The sequence below is a fragment of the Pseudomonas kairouanensis genome (genome assembly GCF_004682055.1).
In the GTDB taxonomy this organism is placed as follows: Bacteria; Pseudomonadota; Gammaproteobacteria; order Pseudomonadales; family Pseudomonadaceae; genus Aquipseudomonas; species Aquipseudomonas kairouanensis.
In genome coordinates this window covers 1-18944 of the sequence record NZ_QUZU01000072.1, presented here as the reverse complement: position 1 = coordinate 18944, position 18944 = coordinate 1, and the positions used below count along the sequence as shown (strand labels likewise).

The 18944-nt window shown below is 63.5% G+C and carries 15 protein-coding genes; 6 read left to right on the top strand and 9 right to left on the bottom strand.

The genetic code is table 11. From position 1 onward, the window contains the following. Positions 1-166: 166 nt before the first annotated feature. From DYL59_RS30025 to DYL59_RS29980, 9 genes are all read right to left on the bottom strand, one after another. Positions 167-1366, bottom strand: coding sequence for a dipeptidase (locus DYL59_RS30025; RefSeq protein ID WP_135292418.1), 1200 nt, complete (start codon positions 1364-1366; stop codon positions 167-169). Between the two features lie 2 nt (positions 1367-1368). Beyond that, entirely contained in the window at positions 1369-3657 is a 2289-nt protein-coding gene (locus DYL59_RS30020) for a TonB-dependent receptor (protein WP_135292417.1), read from the bottom strand. A gap of 134 nt (positions 3658-3791) precedes the next feature. Then, on the bottom strand, positions 3792-4826 hold the full coding sequence (locus tag DYL59_RS30010; RefSeq protein WP_135292416.1) for an ABC transporter substrate-binding protein: 1035 nt from the start codon (positions 4824-4826) through the stop codon (positions 3792-3794). Next, on the bottom strand, positions 4823-6010 hold the full coding sequence (gene metC, locus DYL59_RS30005; RefSeq protein WP_135292415.1) for a cystathionine beta-lyase: 1188 nt from the start codon (positions 6008-6010) through the stop codon (positions 4823-4825). Before metC ends, DYL59_RS30010 begins: the two co-directional genes overlap by 4 nt. 2 nt (positions 6011-6012) lie before the next feature. Then, positions 6013-6684 (bottom strand): amino acid ABC transporter permease, encoded by a 672-nt coding sequence (locus DYL59_RS30000; protein ID WP_135292414.1) that lies wholly within the window; start codon positions 6682-6684, stop codon positions 6013-6015. Then, positions 6674-7411 (bottom strand): amino acid ABC transporter permease, encoded by a 738-nt coding sequence (locus DYL59_RS29995; RefSeq protein WP_135292413.1) that lies wholly within the window; start codon positions 7409-7411, stop codon positions 6674-6676. Before DYL59_RS29995 ends, DYL59_RS30000 begins: the two co-directional genes overlap by 11 nt. Further along, the gene (locus DYL59_RS29990; protein ID WP_167496738.1) at positions 7404-8204 is read right to left on the bottom strand and encodes a transporter substrate-binding domain-containing protein; all 801 of its coding nucleotides are present in this window, start codon (positions 8202-8204) and stop codon (positions 7404-7406) included. The genes DYL59_RS29995 and DYL59_RS29990 overlap by 8 nt, the downstream gene beginning before the upstream one ends. A 107-nt stretch (positions 8205-8311) precedes the next feature. After that, positions 8312-8971 carry a class II aldolase/adducin family protein gene (locus tag DYL59_RS29985; RefSeq protein WP_135292411.1) on the bottom strand — a complete coding sequence of 220 codons (660 nt, stop codon included), beginning with the start codon at positions 8969-8971 and terminating at the stop codon, positions 8312-8314. A 9-nt stretch (positions 8972-8980) separates the two neighbouring features. Then, positions 8981-11674 (bottom strand): TonB-dependent receptor, encoded by a 2694-nt coding sequence (locus DYL59_RS29980; RefSeq protein WP_135292410.1) that lies wholly within the window; start codon positions 11672-11674, stop codon positions 8981-8983. A gap of 388 nt (positions 11675-12062) precedes the next feature. On the opposite strand from DYL59_RS29980, the gene DYL59_RS29975 reads away from it, so the two are divergent. From DYL59_RS29975 to DYL59_RS29950, 6 genes are all read left to right on the top strand, one after another. Further along, positions 12063-13073, top strand: a complete 1011-nt coding sequence (locus DYL59_RS29975) for a ScbA/BarX family gamma-butyrolactone biosynthesis protein (RefSeq protein ID WP_135292409.1) — start codon at positions 12063-12065, stop codon at positions 13071-13073. Next, the gene (locus tag DYL59_RS29970) at positions 13070-13747 is read left to right on the top strand and encodes an HAD family hydrolase (RefSeq protein WP_135292408.1); all 678 of its coding nucleotides are present in this window, start codon (positions 13070-13072) and stop codon (positions 13745-13747) included. The genes DYL59_RS29975 and DYL59_RS29970 overlap by 4 nt, the downstream gene beginning before the upstream one ends. Further along, entirely contained in the window at positions 13747-14964 is a 1218-nt protein-coding gene (locus DYL59_RS29965; RefSeq protein WP_135292407.1) for a cytochrome P450, read from the top strand. Before DYL59_RS29970 ends, DYL59_RS29965 begins: the two co-directional genes overlap by 1 nt. 14 nt (positions 14965-14978) lie before the next feature. Beyond that, positions 14979-16526, top strand: coding sequence for an MFS transporter (locus DYL59_RS29960; protein ID WP_135292406.1), 1548 nt, complete (start codon positions 14979-14981; stop codon positions 16524-16526). A 228-nt stretch (positions 16527-16754) separates the two neighbouring features. After that, positions 16755-17264 carry a sigma-70 family RNA polymerase sigma factor gene (locus DYL59_RS29955; protein ID WP_135292405.1) on the top strand — a complete coding sequence of 170 codons (510 nt, stop codon included), beginning with the start codon at positions 16755-16757 and terminating at the stop codon, positions 17262-17264. Then, complete coding sequence (locus DYL59_RS29950) at positions 17261-18196, top strand: FecR family protein (RefSeq protein WP_135292404.1); 936 nt, start codon at positions 17261-17263, stop codon at positions 18194-18196. The genes DYL59_RS29955 and DYL59_RS29950 overlap by 4 nt, the downstream gene beginning before the upstream one ends. Positions 18197-18944: the final 748 nt, after the last annotated feature.

The window sequence follows — 18944 nt, the reverse complement described above, 5'->3', positions numbered from 1 at the left end:
AAGAGCCTTTTGGTTACTTTTGGGCTCTTTCCAAAAGTGACCCGCCGTAAGGGCGGAACCCATATCAGCCTTCACCCAAATAACGGATATGTACTCCGACCCAAACCCTCTAGCGCCATACACATAGCTATCGCAGGCAAGCCAGCTCCCACATTTAGGTCCGGGTTTACAAGGCAGCCGACTGCGCCGCCTGGAGCACCCGCAGCAAATTCCCGCTCCAGATATTCCCCACCTGCTGCTCGGTATACCCCGCATCCAACAATCGCTGGGTAATCACCGGCAACTGGCTCACATCTTCAAGGTCGGTCAACCCTCCACCACCATCCCAGTCCGCCCCAATCCCCACATGCTCCGGCCCGGCCACCTCCAGCAAGTGCAGCAGGTGCTTCATAAATACATCCAGGTCGGCCTTGGGCTGGGCGAAGCGTTCATTGATAGTGTCGCGCTCCTGGTACAGCGCCTTGAGCTGATCAGGGCTCAACGCTGCCAGGTTGTGAAAGCGCGCGCCCAGTGCCGCCATGGCTTTGTTGCGCTCCGGGTTCTGCTTGAGCGGGATCAGGTAGTCGCTGTAGGCGTTGACCTGGATCACCCCACCCTTGGCCGCCAGTTGGCGCACGCGGTTGTCGTCCAGATTGCGCGGGTGCGGGTTGACCGCACGGCTGCTGGAGTGGGAGGCGATGATGGGCGCCGTGGACAACGCCAGCATCTGGTCGAACACCGCATCGCTGGCATGGGACACGTCCAGCAGGATGCCCAGACGGTTGGCCCGTTGCACCAGGTCGCGACCCTTGGGGCTCAGGCCTTTCCACTCCGGCAGGGCGGTGGCCGAGTCGGCGAGGTCGTTGTTCATGAAGTGCACCAGGCCGAGCATGCGCAAGCCTTGGCGGTAATAGGTGTTCAGCAACTCGGGGTCGGAACTCAGCGGGTCGGCGTTCTCCATGCTGATAAACACCACGCGCTTGCCTTGGGCCGCAATGCGCCGTGCGTCGTCGGCGGTAAGGGCCAGGGCGAAGCTGTCGGGGTTGCGGTCGATCACATCGCGAATGCGGGTGAGGGTGGCCAGGCCATAGGCGCTGGCATACGCCCGGCCTTCCTCGGTGCGTGGGCCTTGTGGCGTGTACACCGCGAAAAACCCCCCATCCAGGCCGCCTTCACGCATGCGCGGCAGGTCCACTTGGCTGCCGTCCTTACGGTAGTCGTGGCGTTCCAGGATGTTCCAGCCGGGGCGGGTCAGGCTCAAGGGTGTGTCAAGGTGGCTGTCCAGCACCAGCAGGCGTTGATGCAGGGCCAGGGTACCTGGGCTGACGCCGGTTTGGGCATTGGCCAGCAATGGCAGCAGGGCGAGTAACAGAAGGCGCTTGGTCATGTTCAGAACTCCATGCTCAAGGTGCTTTGGAAGGTTCGCGGCGAACCTGGGCGGAACACGGCCGGGCCGCTGGTACTGGTGAGGATGTAGCCCAGGTAGTCCTTGTCGAACAGGTTGTCGATGTTGAAGCGCAGCTTCAGGTTTTTCAGCGGGCCGTAATGCAGTTGCTCGCCCCCCAGGTCCAGGTAGGCGTTGTACAGGGTGTAGCCGGGCACCGATTCGCTGTTGGTGAAGTTGCTGTAGCGCTCGCCGATGTAGCGCGCCGAAAAGTTCAGCAGCGCCCAGGGCGCCAGCTCGTAGGTGACCCCGGCCTGGGCCAGCCAGCGCGGGCTGTCGGGCACGTCGTTGTCGTGGATCGAAAGGCCTGCAGCATCGTTCTGGAACGTGGACTTGTTGTAGGTCAGGTTGCCGTTGAGCACGATCTTGTCCGACAGCACCGGTGGCTTCCATTGCCCGCTCAGCTCCGTGCCGTAGGCCTGCACCTTGCCCACGTTCTGGTAGTAGGTTTCCACTTGGCTGCTGCCGGGTACCGGTGAGGCGAAGGCTTGCAGGCGGTTATCGAAGTCGGTGCGGTACAGCGCCCACGAGGCGTTGAAGGTGGGGCGATTGATGCGGTAGCCCACCTCGTAGTTCTTCGCCCGTTCCGCATCCGGCGGCGGTGCACTGGGGCTGGCGGCGCGGAAGATATCGTCGGCGCCACGGGGCAGGGCCATGTTCTCTGAGTAGGAGGCAAACACCTGGGTATCGTCAGTGAGGTTGTAGACCAACCCGGCCTGGGGCAGGAAGGCGTCGTTCCACTGGGTGCTGATGCGCGGTTGGCGGTTGTTGATGTAGTCGCCGGCGTTGCGGTAGCCCTCGATGCGGTACTTGAGGTTCAGGCTCTTGAAGCCCAGTTGCAGGCGCAGGCGGTCATCCAGCAGGGTCCAGGTGTCCTTGAGGTGGTACTGCAGCGAGTTGCGCGTGGAGCTGAAATCCCCTTGGCGGTGCACCGGCTCGTTGAACAACGGCGTGCCATCCGGGCTGCCGTCGGTGAGGTTGTAGCGGGCCTGCTGGCGGTTGAACACATCGGTCTCGGCCCACAGCCCGGTGTCGATCTGGTGCTGGCCGACTTCCCATTGCAGGCCGGTACGCCCGCCAAAACGATGGCCGCTGAGGGATGACAAACCGTATTGCACGCCGCGCGGCGCCACCAGACCATCCACATTGCTTTCGGCGTTGTGCAGCGCCAGCGACGTGGCGTAGGCCTCGGGAGAGACGCCAAAGCCCTTCTTGGCCTCGTAATACACCGTTGAATAGTTGAGCAGGTCGGGGCGGATTTCGAATTGGCCGCCCAGGCTATAGAGGGTATCGCGCCGCTGGTTGACCGCCTGCTTGTAGTACTGGTTGTAGTTGCTGTTGCTGTAGCGCACCCCCGGCACGGTTTCGGGCAGGTTCGGCAGGCTGCCCAGGTAGGCAAAATCGCGACCGGAGCGGCCAAACGGGTCGTTGGCGGTGCCCTCGTACTGGGCGATGCTGACGTAGGGCGAGTCATAGTCATAGAACGAGTTATGCACGGCCCGCAGCCACACTTCGTCGCGATCGCCAAAGCGGTAGCGCACCTTGGCTTCCAGGTGTTCACGGTCGATGGTGCCGGGGCCGCGCCACAGGTCACCGTCGATCTTGGAACGGCTGAAGTACGCCGACAGGCCTTGGTGCTCGCCGGTTTGCAACTTGACGAAACTGCGCCGCAGGCTGTCGCTGCCCAGGGTGTAGGACAGGCTCACGCCGGGCGCAAGCGTCGGGTTGCTGGTCTGGTAATCCACATAGGGGCCCAGTGATGCATAACCCGATTGCGACACATCGCCCGCACCGGTGGAGGCCGTCACGCGCTCGGTGTTTTCGTTATCGACATAGCGATAGATCGGGCTGCCACCGAACTGGTCGGTGCGGCCCAACGGTACGCCGTCGATGGAAAAGCCGATCTGTTGCAGGTTGAAGGCGCGCACAAACACCGAGTTGCCGAACTCATACAAGCCCAGCGCATCGTTGACCTGCACGTTGAAGCCGGGCAGCGCTTCGAGCATTTTCAGCCCCGAAGTGCCAGCCGGCGCCGATTGCAGCGCCTGGTGGGAGATGGCCAGGGTGTTGCTGATCTTGTCTTCGCCGATGGCGGCGCTGGCTTCGGTCACGCGTGCACCGACCACCTCGACTTTGCCCAGTTGCGGTTCGGTGGAACTGGTGGCCTGTGCCGCCCAGGTGGTATCGGCCAGCAGCAGGCTGGCGAGTAGGGTCTTGCGGTACTGAGCAATCATTGTCGGTCCTTGGTATGCGCTCTTGTAGGAGCGAGCTTGCTCGCGAAAAACGCCAACGATGACGCGGTAAACCAGATGCAACGCGGCGTCCTCAGGTTTTTCGCGAGCAAGCTCGCTCCTACAGATGAAGAGGTTCAGAGCCCGGCGTGGGCCTGGGCGAGGAATTCGGGTTGGGCCCATTCGTGCACGCTGAAGTCGTTCTGCAGAAAACCGCGCTGCACCAGGAAATCCTTTTTCAGTTCCAGGGCCGCCAGGTTTTGCGCCCCCAGTTGCGGCACGAAATCCAGTTCGGCGATGGCGCTGCGGATAAACGCGGCGTCCGGCAGGAAGGTGACCCGGGTAAACAGTTCGGCTGCCGCGTCGCGGTGTTGGTTGATCCAGCGTCCGGCACGGATGGCGGCACGCAGGAAGGCCACCAGCACTTGCGGGTGTTCTTCGGCAAAGGCGCGATTGACGGTGGTGGCGTAGGGGCCGTTGTGGTTCTTGAGGGTCCAGTCCGGGTAGCGTTCCAGGTCTTCGATCACGGTGAATTCGCCGCTGGCGAGCAATGCCGGTACATGTCCGGCGGCAACATGCACGGCATCCACACGGCCTTCGGCCAGGGCCTGCACCTCATGCCCTGGCTTACCGTGCAGGGCATGCAACTGAGGCCAGAACGCCGAAGGACGCGCGGCCGGTTGCAAGGTGTGGGGGTCGCCTTCGTCTTCCAACTCGATCAGCCGCACCTGCGAGGGCTCAAGCCCGGCCAGTTGCAAGGCATTGAACAGGCCGTGTTCGGCCAGGGCCTTGAGCACATCCACGCGTGACGTGTTGCGACTCACCGGCACCCCGATGCGTTTGCCGAACAGGTCGGCGACTTGGCGGATACGCCCGTCAGCGCGCACCAGCACCTGCCCGGCACGCTGGGTGGCGGTGGTGGCCACCAGCAGCGTATCGGCCTGGTCGGCACGGGCCCACAGCGCCGGTACCGCGCCGCCATCGCGAATCAGGCGCGAGTGGCCATGGGTGAAGTGGGGCAGCCAGCCCTGGTTGTCGGGCAGCGAGCGCAGGTAGGTCGCGTGCGCGCCGACGCGCTGGTATTCCTCATCCAGCCAGCCGAGTTCCACGGCAATGTTGGATGCAACCAGCAGCGGGCAAATGCTGTAGTGGGTGGGCAGTGCTTGGGTCATGGCAGACTCCTTGATGAAGGTGGGGGAGAACTCAGGTGTTCCAGGCCTTGTTGCAGGTCGGCAATCAGGTCCTCGACCGCTTCCAGGCCCACATGCAGGCGCAACAACACGCCGGGGGCGATCTGTGCCGAGGGGTGGGGGTGTTGCGTGCGGATCAGGCTTTCGAAACCGCCCCAACTGGCGCCCATGGCGAACAACTGCAGGCTTTCGAGAAAGGCGTTGAGGGAAGCCTGCGGGACCGGCTTGAGCACCACCCCGAACAGCCCGGTGGAGCCGAGGAAGTCGCGCTTGAACGTGTCGTGGCCCACGGCACCGGGCAACGCGGGGTGCAGCACTTGGGCCACCTGCGCACGCTGTTGCAGCCAGCGCGCAACGGCCAAGGCGTTGCTTTCGTGCAGGCGCAGGCGCACGCCCAGGGTGCGCAGGCCACGCAGGCCCAGGTAGGCGTCGTCGGCACCGGCGATATAGCCCAGTTGCCGCACGGTTTCGCGCACCCCGGCATACAGGGCCTCAGTGGTGACAATCACGCCGAGCATGGCGTCGCTGTGGCCCACCAGGTACTTGGTGGCGGAATGGACCGAAATGTCCACGCCATGCTCGAACGCTTTGAAAAACAGCGGCGTGGCCCAGGTGTTATCCAGCATCAGCAGCGCGCCGTGGGCGTGGGCCACCTGGGCGAGGGCGGGGATGTCCTGCACTTCGAAGGTGCTGGAGCCCGGTGCTTCGGCGTACACCAGGCGGGTAGTGGGCTGGATCAACCCGGCAATATCGGCGCCGAGCATTGGCGCGAAATACGTGGCCTGGATGCCGTAGCGCGGCAGGATCTGGTCGAACACCTGGCGGGCGTGCCAGTAGCAATTGTCGGTCACCAGGATATGGTCGCCGGCCCGCGCCACCGCCAGCACCGCGCCCACAATCGCCGCCAGCCCGCTGGGCATGATCAGCCCGCGAAAGCCGCCCTCCAACTGAGCCACGGCGTCCTCGAACGCGGCAGTGGTGGGGTTGCCGTTGCGCCCGTAGATATGGCCACGGTAGTGCGGGTCGTCGGCGTTTTGCAGGTGGTGTGGCAGGGTTGTGGTATCGGGCCAGATAAAGGTGGAGCTGCGATACACCGGCGTGTTGACAGTGCCTGCGTGGTCGGCAGGCTCGCGGCCCAGGTGGGTCAGTAAAGTATCGTCGCGCATGGTTATTGCCGCTCCAGCCGTTTGGCCCAACGTGAAAGGGGGTAGATGTAGAGAAAGAACGCGATGAAGACCAAGCCGTAGGCAGGCAGCAGCAGGTCGCTGCGCAATTGGGTGGCGAGGTGGGATTGCACGGTGGTCATCAATTCCTCCACCCCCAGCAGGTTGGCCAGGGAAGTGGACATGGTGACCGCGCAATACAGGTTCACCCACGGCGCCACCAGGCTGGGCAAGGTCTGCGGGATGATCACGAAGCGCAGTGCCTGGCCATGGCGCAACCCCAGGGCCTGGGCGGCTTCCCACTGGCCCAGCGGCACTGCACGCACGCCGCCGCGCACAATCTCGGACACGTAGCCCGTGGCGGGCAGTGCCAGGCCGAGTGCGACCTTGAGCCAGTCCGGCAACTGCCACCAGCGCCCGGCCCAGTGCACTTCATAGGGCAGCAGGTAGGCCACGTAGAACATCACCACCAGCCAGGGCAGGTTGCGCAGCAAGCGGCTCAAGTACCCGGCGCCCCGGCGCAGGTTGGCGTGGGCACTGACCTGCAGGCTGCCGAGCAACACACCGGCCACGCTCGCCACCAGCATCGCGGTGACGCCCATCAGGATATTCAGGCCAAAGCCTTGCAGCAGCGCCGGCGCCCACTGCCACAGCAACTGGAGCGGTTCAGGCAGCATCGGGCAGCTCCTGGCCAGGCAAGCGCAGGCGTGCTTCCAGGCGGCGCAGCAACCAACTGCTGGCGCCGATCAACAGCAGCCAGACCAGCAACAGCACCTGCATCATCTCCGCCACGTTGAAGTTGTCGGACCAGATGCGGTTGCTTGCATACAGCAACTCCGGCACGGCAATCGCGTAGGCAATGGAGGTGGACTTGATGGTTTGCACCACCGTATTGCCCAGGGCCGGCAGGCTGTTGCGCAGGGCCAGGGGCAGCACGATATGCAGTAACACCGTACGGCCGTGCATGCCCAGCGCGGCGGCGGCCTGGAGGGTGGAGCCGGGCACCGCGTCGATCCCGGCGCGCAGGTTCTGCGCCTGGAACGCGCCGTTGTGCAGGCCGATCACGATGATCGCCCACTGGGTGCCGCTGAGCACGCGCACGCCGTCCACCAGGGGCAACAGCGCGCCCACGCCGAAGTAGAAAAAGAACAGTTGCACCAGCAAGGGGGTATTGCGAAACAACGCGACGTACGCGTTGCTGATCCCCCGCCACAGCGGTCGGCGCGATCCCAGGCCCGCCGCGCCGAACACACCCAGGAGCAACGACAGCACGATACTCGCCACTGACAATCCCAGGGTCAGGCCCAGGCCCAGCACAAAGCGCTGACGGTCCATCGGGTCCCACAGGATGCTCAGCAGCAAGCCGTGCTGCTCCAGCCACAGACGCAGGCTGACCTCACTCATGCCGTGCCTGCGCGTGCTGTTGCGCGACCCAGGCATTGGGGGTCAGCCCGTAACGTTGTTCGAGTTGGATGATCAGCCCATTGGCATGCCAGCCCTCGACAATTTCCGACACCGCCGCCAACAACTCAGGCTGGCCTTTGCGCAACGCAATGCCCCACGGCGCCGGATCCTGGCCCGGCAGCTTCACCTCGTAATCGGCCCATTCCGGCTGGCGGGCGAGGGCGCTGTACAACGCATCGTCGCCCATGGCGCCCAGGCAACGGCTGTCCGCCACAGCCTTGCGCACCTCGGCGGTGCCATTAAAGGATGCAAACTGCACGCCGTAGCGGCGTTCGAAAGGCCGTACCCACACGCTGGTGGCAGGGGCGCACAGGGTCTTGCCGCGCAGGCTTTCCCAGTTCGGTACGGCGATGGACCTGGGCGCAAACACCGTTGCCGCCGAGCTGTAGAAACCGGGGCTGGCAAAGTCCACTTCGCGGCGCCGCGCCGGGGTGTCGAGCAGCGAGGTGACCAGCACTTCGCAGCGGCCCTGGTCGAGGAACAGCAAGCGGTTGAGGGGGTTGACCTGCACCAGCGACAACTGCAGCGGTTGGCCGACACGGGTGGACAGTTGCTGTTGCAGGTCGACGATCAGGTCCATGATCAGGCCGGAGGGTTTGCCGTTTGCATCCAGGGTTTTGAATGGGGGGAATTCATCGCTGGTGCAGACGTTCAGGGTGCCGCGCGATTGAGCGCGTTCCAGCAGGGGTTCGGCGAAAGCGGGAAAGGAGCTCACCGCTAACAACGCCGCCATGGTCAAGGCGCAGTAGAGATGACCACGGGCTGATCCGAGAGACTCGGCGACTGACCTACCGCATTCGCGAGCAAGCCCGCTCCCACATTTGATTTGTGGTGTGACTTTCATGTTGCGCTCCAGCCGAGGCGTGAGCGCTGTGCCGCGCCTTGGGGGAACGGCTGCGGCGTGCCCAGTTGGGCGGCTAGAAACGTGAGGTACGCCGCTTCTTCCAGGTTGATCAGCAACCGCGTGGCCGCCAACACATCTCGCTCCGACCAGGCGAACGGCCCATGGTTGGCCAACAATGCAGCGGGCGCACGGGGATGCTCGCGCAAGGCGTCCACCACCGGTTGTGGTGCATAGCGGGGGCCCCAGGCCGTCAGGGGGATTTCCTGGTCCTCGTCCAACACCCCCAGCAACTGCGAGGCATGCGCCCGCAACGGCCGCCCGGCAATCGCAAACGCCGTCAGATAGGGCGAGTGGGTATGAATCACCGCATTCACTTGCGGTCGCTCGCGGTAGATCGCCACATGCAACACCGCGACTTCCTTGAGGTTGTCGGTAAGGCTGCCCTGGCTGTGCTGCAAATCGAAATCCACAATCGCCGACACGCCACTGTCAGCCCCGCTCAGCGAGGCAATTACCAGCCGTTGTTCGCCGGGAATGCGCAGGCTGATATTGCCCGCCTCATTGGCCGACAGCACCTGGTGCTTGATCAGCAGCTGCTTGGCCTGGGCAAAGTCATGCTCGAACACTTGGATAAAACGTACTGGGTCAAAACTCATGGGAAGTCCTCAGAAGCGGTAGTCGGCTTTCACGTAGTAGAAGGCGCCCTCGGCACCGGCCGGGGAGATGCTTTGGTAGGCCACGCGCCCGCCCACAAAGCGGTTGGGCACGTCGATCTTGTCCGGGTAGCTGTCGAAGAGGTTGTTGCCGCCCAGGGTCAGGGTCAGGGCCTGGGTCACGTCGTAGGACACGCTGGCGTTGCTCACCCATTGCGCCGAAAACGTCTGGTCGCGCGCTTCGCCCAGGTTGGAATCGAGGGTGTAGGTGCCGTAGCGAAGGGTGTTCCAGCTTGCTTGCCACGGGCCCTTGCGCCAGTCGGCACCGAGGATCAGCTTGCTGTTGGGCGAGGCGCTTTCTACGTAGCTCAGTGCTTCGCGGTTGATCAGGGTGATGCCGGTACCTGCCAGTGGGCCGGGGTTGTCCTTGATGTCGGTGACTTGGGTCTTGCTGTAGTTGAAGGCCCCGTTGAGGGTCAGTTGGCTGGCGTCGGCCAGGTCCAGGCGATAGTGGGCGGCCACGTCCACGCCGCTGGTCTTGGTGTCCAGTGCGTTGGTGAAAAAACTCACGCCGGAGTAGTTGCCATAGCCTTCATTGGCCAGGATCTGGCTGACCTGGGTGCCGCTGAGGGTTTCTGAGAGTGCAATGCGGTCCTTGATGCGGATGTGGTACGCGTCCACGCTGACGCTGGCGCGTTCGATCGGCTGCCACACCACGCCCAAGGACAGGCTAGTGGACTTCTCCGGCTTCAGGTCACTGGCACCCAGGGCGCGCGCCACCGGGGTGTTCACGCTGACGGTACCGACCTGATACGCCGTGGGGTCGCCAGCCTTGAATTCGGTTTGGGTGGCCGAGGTGCCGATCTGCCCGAGCGTGGGTGCGCGGTAACCGCTGCTCAGGGTCGACCGCAGGCCCCACTGGGGGGTGAAGTCGTAGCGCGCGGAAAACTTGCCGGTGCTGGTGGTACCAAAGTCGTCGTAATGCTCGCTGCGCCCGGCCAGGCCCAGTTGCAGTTTTTCGCTGACCTGTTGCTCAAGGCCCAAGTAGCCACCGAATACATGGCGCCCATAGCGGCCTTCGTCACTGTCCTGGGTGCCGGGGAATCCCTGGGCGCCACCGGCTCGGGTGGGCAGGACGGTGCCGTGGGTCCAGGAGGCGAGGTCGCCGGCGATCACTTCATAGGATTCGTTGCGCCACGCCAGGCCGCTGGAAAATACCAGGGGCCCCGCGCCCCAACCCACCTTGAATTCCTTCACATGATCGAGGCTGACGTTGGTCTGCTCATTGACCAGCGCCCCGGCATTGAAGCTGGTTGGGCTGGTGGGGCCGAGGCTGGCGTTAAGGGAGTCACTGAGGTGGTAGTCGATGCGGTTGCGCCCGTAGTTGGCGCTCAGGTCGAACGTGCCGAGGCTGTCATCGCGGATCTTCACGCCGCCGGTGACCGAGGCGTCGCGCGAGCGCACGTCGAGCAGCGGCAAGAAGCCGTTGGGGTACACGGCGGTCAGGTTGTTGGCGTCGATGGGGCGGCGGAACGTGGCCTGTGATTCGCCGGTACGGTCCTGGTAGGTGGCGAAGCCGTAGAGGTCGACGTTGTCGGTCAGCGACAGCCCGCTGTTCAACGCCAGGTTCCAATCCTCAAGGCCTGGTGAGCCGTAGCGCCAGTGCCGGTCGGCGTCGGCTTCGCGGGCATCGCCGGTGGGGTAGAACTGGCGACCATCGTAGCCGCCAGTGGAGGTGCGCTCGGCACGCAGGCCTTCGCCGCTCAAGGTGAGGAAGCCATCGCCGGGCAAGGTGAAGCCGGTCCAGCCGCCGACCGAACGACGAAAACCATCGCCCTTGGTGTACTTGCCAAAGGTGCTTTGCAACGCGCCACCGTGGTCCTGCTCCTTGAGCACGATATTGATGACCCCGGCGATCGCGTCCGAACCGTATTGGGCCGAAGCGCCATCGCGCAGCACTTCGATATGGTCAACGGCGCTGACGGGAATGGTCGATAAATCCACCGCCTGCGAGCCACGGCCAATGGTGGCCTTGGTGTTGACGAAGGCCGAGGCGTGCCGACGCTTGCCGTTGACCAGCACCAACACCTGGTCGGCCGCCAACCCACGCAGCGATACCGGCCGTTGCGACGACACGCCATCGGTACCGTTGACCTGCGGGTAGTTCACCGACGGCACCAGGGTTTCCAGGGCCTTGGCCAGGTTGTCGGTGCCGGCGCGTTCCAGCTGTTGGCTGCTGATTACGTCCACCGGCGCCGCGCTTTGCTGGGCGGTGACGTCGCTGCGTCGGGTGCCGATCACTTCCACGGATTTAAGGCGTGGCGCCTGGGGTTCACTATTGAGTGCCGCTGCGGGCGCGGCGGTGTTGGCCAGCCGATGGATCAACACGGCGCCGCTGGCGGTCTGGCTGAAGCCCAGCTGCGAGCCGCTCAAGGCAATCCCCAACGCCTGCTCCTGGCTCAAACGCCCCTGGATCGAACGACTTGCCCGACCTTCTACCAGCGGTGGGTCAAACGCAATCGGATGGCCGCTCTGCTGGGAAATGCTCAGCAGCACCTCGTCCAGGGGGCCGGCGGGGATATTGAAGTCGATGACGCGTTGCACTGACGCCGCTTCATTCTCGGCCAGCGCCAGTGTAGGCAGCGCCAAGCCGCCCAAGGCCAAGGCGCAGGCCAGCGGTGCCAGGGTGAATCCTGTTTTCAACATGCAAATCTGCTCCGGGTCGTGATGTTCTTTACGACCTTGAGCAACTTCGCAGGCGGATTTTCACTGCGAAGTTAGAACAGTTAGTTCAGTGGTTAGATGATTTTGTTGCGCGCATAAGCTTCGATCAAACTGATCTAAGTGCGCAGTGAAAATATAAGGGAGTATCTGCACAAGGGTACTGACAGCCAGCACCGGTTGTCCGCGCAAAGCCTGCAAAGTTGCAAGCGCTGAACTTGCAGTGCGGTCTGCACGCTTATGGAGAAGCTCATCAGGAGACAGATGCCCATGCCCAGAGTGCCAGTTCTACAGTTACCTAGCCGTTCGGTCAGTAGCGGCAAAAAAACGATTCAGCGTAGCCTGCCTGCTGTGATCAAAGGAGGAGATTGCTATGTCTGAAGCCCTGGCTATTCGTTGCGAGAACACCGTGCCACGCAGCATGGTGCACCGCGCCGCTGTCAGCGAAGTATTCCTGACCGGTGCGGAGTTTGTAAAAGAAGGACACTTTCGCTGCAGCGCACAATTACCGCGCACTCACAGTTACTTTAGCGAACATACCCACCGCGCCGCGCACTACGACATGTTGTTATTGCTTGAAGTGTTCCGCCAGGCGTCGATTTATATTTCCCATGCGTTCCTCGAAGTCAGTGCCCAGGACAAGTTTATCTACCTGGACAGTGTCACCCGGGTAACCGACCGCAATTTGCTGGTAGTCGGCGACCGCCCGGCATCGGCGCAGATTGATGTGTATGTAGTGGACGAATACCTGCGCCATGGCGTGCGCAGTGGCGTCACGTTGAATATGGCGCTGAGCATCAATGGCGAAGTTGCCGCGCGCCATGAGCGCATGAGCATCCGCTGGATGACTAGCGCCGCGTGGAACAAGATGCGCGCCCGTGGCCTGGCGGCGATCCCAACCGATGCCGACCCGCTTGCGCAACTGCCACCGCCACTGAGCCCCGCGGCGGTGGGCCGTCATTGGTTGAATAACGTGGTGCTTGGCCGTGAACTGGAGCAAGACGCCAACAGCCTTGAAGCACCGCTGATTGTCGACCTGAATAACCCGGCGATCTTCGACCACCCGCTGGACCACATCCCCGGCATGTTATTGCTTGAAGGCTTCCGCCAGGTGGCCCTGGTGGTGGCAGACCGGCAGTTGCAGGCCGGCCCCGAGCAATTGCTGTTGGCCAGTTGTCATGTGGTGTTCACCCGCTTTGGCGAGTTCGGTTTGCCGACCCGCGTGCGTGCAGATCTCAACTCTTTGGCTCGCGACCCACACGGCCGTATCACCCTGGCGCTGGACGTGGAGCAGGGCGGGGCGGTGATCGCCACGGCCGAGCTTGAATTGCTGCCCGTGGCCGCCAGCCAGCCGTTGACGCTGGTGGCCGGGGGGGTGCGATGAGCGACTTGCAGTTTATCTGGTTCGATTTTGGCGGCGTGCTCTCGCCACCGATCCCGGCGCTGTTCGAACAATACGAGGTCAAGACCGGCCTGGCGCCACGGGTTTTGCAGCAGGCCATGAGCGATGTGGCCGATGAGCTGGGCGTGCCGATGCTGGCGCCGGTGGAGAGCGCCTTGCTCACTGAAAAAGACTGGGGCCAACGCTTGGAGCTGGCGCTGCGTCGGCGTGATCCGCAGATCGACTTGAGTCGCGCCCGCCTGCAAACCTTTGGCGAGCAATGGTTTGCGGGCGTGCCGGCCAATGCGCCGTTGGTGGCCGCAGTACGGGCGCTCAAGCATGCGGGTTTTCGCGTCGGCATCCTCACCAATAACGTGGTGGAGTGGTCTGCGCATTGGCGCGCCATGGTGGGCCTGGACGAGGTGGTCGACCTGATTGTCGATTCGAGTGAAGAGCGCACCCGCAAGCCGCAGACGGCGTTCTTCCTGGCGGCGCTTGAGCGCGCAGGCGTAGCCCCCGAGCACAGCCTGTTGATCGACGATGTTGCCGAAAACATCGAAGCGGCTGCCGCCTTGGGCTGGCAAGTGCTGCACTTTACCGACAATCACCAGGCCCTCACTCAGTTGCAGCGCCTGACTGGCGTGCGCCTGTTGCAACCTGCCGTGGAGCCTGCCTGATGAATAGCGCCGTGATTGCCGAACCCCAAGTCACCGTGGCCCGCATCCCCCATCTGGACGCGCCACCGGCTTATCAACCCGCGAGTCCTGCCAATGGCCTGCCACGGATTTTGCTGCCCAGCGGCCATCTGGCATTCCACCTGACCCGGTATGCGCATGTGCAGGCCCTGTTGCTGGACAACCGCGCCATCCGTGCGCCGTGCAACGAAGAAGACGGGGCAAGCTTCCTGCCCACCATCACGCCGCCGGAACTGCTGCTCAACAACGATATCCCCGACCATGGCCGCCTGCGCAAAGTGGTCGCGCGGGATTTCAGCCCCAGTGGTGTGGCGGTGCTGCGGGACACAACCGAGCAGGCCACCCACGAGCGCCTCGACGTGCTGCAGCGCCAGGCCCCCGGCGCCGACCTGTTTGCCCAGGTACTCGACCATATCCCGGCGACCGTGGACTGCCAGTTGCTTGGCATTCCCCTGAGTGATCGCGCGTACTACCGGCCCCTGAGCCACACCGTGCAAGTGGCGTCGGACGCCGATGTGCCGGAGCTGCTCAACCAGTTCTGGGGCGTGTACAACTACCTCACCGACCTGGTCACCGGCGCCCGGCCCACGTACCCGGATGGCTTGATCCAGCGCTTTGTGGCCACCAGCGCCGACAGCGAGCCGCCGCTCAATGACAAGGAACTGGTGGGCATCCTGCTCGGCGTGCTGATCGGCGGCGACCAGAACATCCTCACCGTGCTGACCAAGTCGGTGTACACCCTGTTGGCAGCGCCCCAACTGTGGCAGCAATTGGTGGACGACCCGGCGTTGATCCCGAATGCCGTCGAAGAACTGCTGCGGGTGATTCCCCTGGGCACCATCTCGACCTTTCCGCGCCTTGCCAGTGAAGACCTGGAAGGGCCATGGGGGTTGATCCCCAAGGGCAGCATCCTCTACGCCGATGCGTTCGCGGCCAACCGTGACCCGGATGTATTCCCAGACCCCTTGGCGATTCGCCTGGACCGCAACGACGCGCGGCATTTGCAGTTCGGCTATGGCATGCACAACTGCATGGGGGCGGCCCTGGCCCGGCTGGAAATCACCACGGTGTTGCAGATCCTCGTGCAGCGCTTTCCCAAGCTGCGCCTGGCGGTGCCGGCGGACCAGGTGCCCTGGGTCGACGGCATCATCCTGCGCCGTCCTGCGCGCTTGCCGGTGCAAGGCTTTACTTCAACCTGACCCTGGAAGGACCCATGAAAAACTCGTTTGCCGATACGGCTCTACTCACCATCATCCTGCTGGCGATTTTCGTCGTGCCCAGTTCCATCTCCGGCACGGCCTTGGCGCTGCCTGCCATTGGCGCGGACATCCAGGCGCCGCTGACCAGCCTGCAGTGGGTGGTCAATGCCTTCAACCTGGCGTTTGCCTGCTTCACCCTGGCATGGGGCGCGTTGGCGGATCGGCTGGGGCGCAAGCGCTGCTTCGTGGCGGGCGCATCGTTGTACGTGGTGGCTTCGCTGTTGTCGGCGGTGGCCCAGAGCGCCTGGCTGCTGGATGCGGCACGGGGGCTGGCGGGCATCGGGGCAGCGGCGATCTTCTCGTGCGGCATTGCTATTTTGTCCACCCACTTCGAGGGCCCGGCGCGGCTGCGGGCGTTTGCCTTGTTCGGCACCGTGGCAGGCCTGGGGGTGAGCCTGGGCCCGACCTTGTCCGGCCTGCTGTTGGACAGTGTGGGCTGGCGCGCGATTTTCTGGGCCCATGCGGTGACCCTGGTGATTGTGTTGCTGGGCAGCCCGCTGATTACCCGTGACGGCGAATTGGCTGAGCGCACTGCGCGCTTTGACGTACCGGGCGCCAGCTTGTTTGTGCTGGCCCTGTTGGCGTTGATGGTGGCCATCGTGCAAGGCTCGCAATGGGGTTGGACCAGCCGGGGTGTCTTGGGCCTGGTGGCGGTGGCCGTGGTCTTGCTGGCGCTGTTTACCTGGCAGGAGCGCCGTCATCTGCAGCCGATGCTGGACCTGTCGCTGCTGTCGAGTGGGCCGTTCGTGGGCCTGGCGTTGGTCACCGTGGCGGCTTCGTTTGGCTTCGTGACGTTGTTGACGTACTTGCCCAGCTACCTGTTTGGTGTGTTGCAACTGAGCGCGACCCATGCGGGCCTGGCCATGCTGTTGCTGACGGTACCGATGCTGTTTTGCCCGATCCTGGCAGGCAAGTGGGCCGCGCGCGGGGTGTCGGCCATTGGCATCCTGAAGGCCAGCCTGATTGCACTGCTGGTGGGGGTGGTGGCCTTGGCGTTGGTCAGCCAGGTCGGCGTGGCGCTGTGGCAATTGGCGGTGCCGTTGCTGCTGGTGGGCATTGGGATGGGCCTGTCGGCCGGGCTGGTGGATGGCCTGGCATTGAAGACGGTGCCGGAGCAAAAAGCCGGCATGGCTGCCGGTTTGCTGAACACCTTTCGCCTGGGCAGCGAGGCGATTGCAGTGGCCTTGTATGGCTCGCTGTTGGCGACCTTGCTCGACAGTCAACTGCGCGGCGCCTTGAACCGTCTGGCGCCGGACCCGACCACCCTGCAACGCTGGATCGACGAAGTGGCCGCAGGCAACCTCACCGGGTCCCTGCAAGCGTTGAGCACTGAACAGGCCGGCGCGGTGCACAGCCTGTTCATCGGCGGCTATGACAGCGCCTTCCACGGTGTGCTCTGGGCGTTGGCGGTGATCCTGCTGGTGCTGACCGTGGTGGTGACATGGCTGGTGCGTCCACTGCGCCAACAGGAGCGCAGCGAGGCGCAACTGGCCACGCACTGAACCTGTGCTTACGCCGCCCGCGAAGGCTGCGGGCGGTGCTTTGTCGTGCCTGAAAGCTTGGCGAAGGTTATGCAAAAAATGCAGTTTGGCAGTTTTTTTTATTCTTTTATCTGGTGATGCCCACTGGGGCAAACTGGATTCACCTGCCCGGATGCAGGTCTACCTCAAACCGACAGGCCCACCACCACTTGTCCGCTGGCGTGTGCAGTCCATGCAGATTATGGACCTATGGACCCGAATGCCTTGCTCAAGACCCGACTCATCGGGCAGATTTTCCAGCAGCATTACAGCTGGCTGTGTGCGCGTTTGTCCTACCGTACCGGTTGCAGCCACAGCGCCGAAGACATTGCCGCCGAAACCTTCCTCAAGGTGTGGATGCTGCCTGACCCCAGCGCGATCCGGGAACCACGGGCGCTGCTGACCACCATCGCCCAACGGCTGATGTACGAAAGCTGGCGTCGCCGTGACTTGGAACGGGCTTATTTGCAGATCCTTGCCGAAGTGCCGGAGCATGTGCACCCATCGCCTCAGGAACAACTGATCCTGATCGAGAGCCTGCTGGCCATCGACCGCCTGCTGGATGGGTTGTCGGGGCAAGCCAAGGCGGTGTTCGTGCACAGCCAATTGGACGGCATGACCTACGCCCAGATCAGCGAGCGGCTGGGGCTGTCCCTGGGGCGTATTCACCAATTGATGACCCAGGCCCTGCGTGCCTGTTACCTGGGGCTGAGCGAGTGAGCAAGCACCCGTTGAACGACCCGGTGGCCGAGGAGGCCATCGGTTGGCTGGTGCAGATCCAGTCCGGTGAATTCACCCTCGCACAGCAGCAAGCGTTGGATGAATGGCGCGGCACGTCGGCCCATCACCGCCAGGTGTACCAACAGTTGATCGCGGGTCTGGATCAGCTCAAGGCGTCGCCCTGGCGCGGGCGTTCCAGTGCGCAGTTGTTGCGTAGTCTGGAGCAACCCAACAGCCGTCGGGCCTTCCTGCGCACCAGCCTGTGTGCCGTGGGTCTGGCGGCGGGGGTGGGCTGGGTGTCGCGTTTCGAAGACGCCGGGCAGACCTACGCCACCGCTACGGGCGAACGGCGTGCCTGGCAACTGGCGGATGGCAGCACGCTCAGGCTCAATGCCCGCAGCCAGGTGGTTTCCAACCTGTCCTCAGAGCCGCGCAGCCTGGAGTTACGCGCCGGCGAAATGCTGGTGAATGTGCTGCGTCCGTTGCAGGTCAACACCCGCGCCGGTCGTATCAGCGCCACCAGCGGCCGGTTGATGCTGAGCGAGCAGGGCAGTGCCGTGCGCCTGGTCACCCTGGACGCCGACGCGGTGCTGCAGTTTGACGGCGGTGCCCAGCAACGCATCGGCATGCACCAGAGCACGTTGTTCGATCACCAGCGCATCCTCACCCAAGTGCCCATGGCCGCAACGGAAACCGCATGGCTGGATGGTTGGCTGGTGGTGCGTAACCAAACATTGGCCACGGTGGTGGATGCGATCCGCCCTTATCGCAGCGGTATTGTGCGGTTGGATGCCAAGGTCGCGCAGTTGCGGGTGACGGGGCGATTTCCGTTGGATGATGCCAGGCAGACCCTTGAAGCCCTGGAGCAAAGCTTGCCGATCACGGTGCGGCAATGGGGTGGGGTGGTTGTGCTGATTGGAACAAAAGCCTAACCGCGCTCCGTCCCTGAAATGCGGTCATCTGCGGGAGCTGGCTTGCTCGCGAAGGCGGTGGTTCAGGCGCAGAATATTTGCCAGCAGTACCACCGCCTTCGCAGCCTCGCTAAAGCTCGACAGCTCCCACACTTGACCGAGTTCATCCCTTGAAATGCGATCAAACTGTGGGAGCGGGCTTGCCCGCGAAGGCGGTGGTTCAGGCGCAGGATAGTTGCCAGCAGTACCACCGCCTTCGCAGCCTCGCTAAAGCTCGACAGCTCCCACAGTTGACCGAGCTCAGCCCCTGAAATGCGAACAAACTGTGGGAGCGGGCTTGCCCGCGAAGGCGGTGGTTCAGGCGCAGGATAGTTGCCAGCAGTACCACCGCCTTCGCAGCCTCGCTAAAGCTCGACAGCTCCCACAGTTGACCGAGTTCATCCCTTGAAATGCGATCAACTGTGGGAGCGGGCTTGCCCGCGAAGGCGGTGGTTCAGGCGCAGGATAGTTGCCAGCAGTACCACCGCCTTCGCAGCCTCGCCAATGCTCGACAGCTCCCACAGTTGACCGAGTTCATCCCTTGAAATGCGATCAAACTGTGGGAGCGGGCTTGCCCGCGAAGGCGGTGGTTCAGGCGCAGAATATTTGCCAGCAGTACCACCGCCTTCGCAGCCTCGCTAAAGCTCGACAGCTCCCACAGTTGACCGAGTTCATCCCTTGAAATGCGATCAAACTGTGGGAGCGGGCTTGCTCGCGAAGGCGGTGGTTC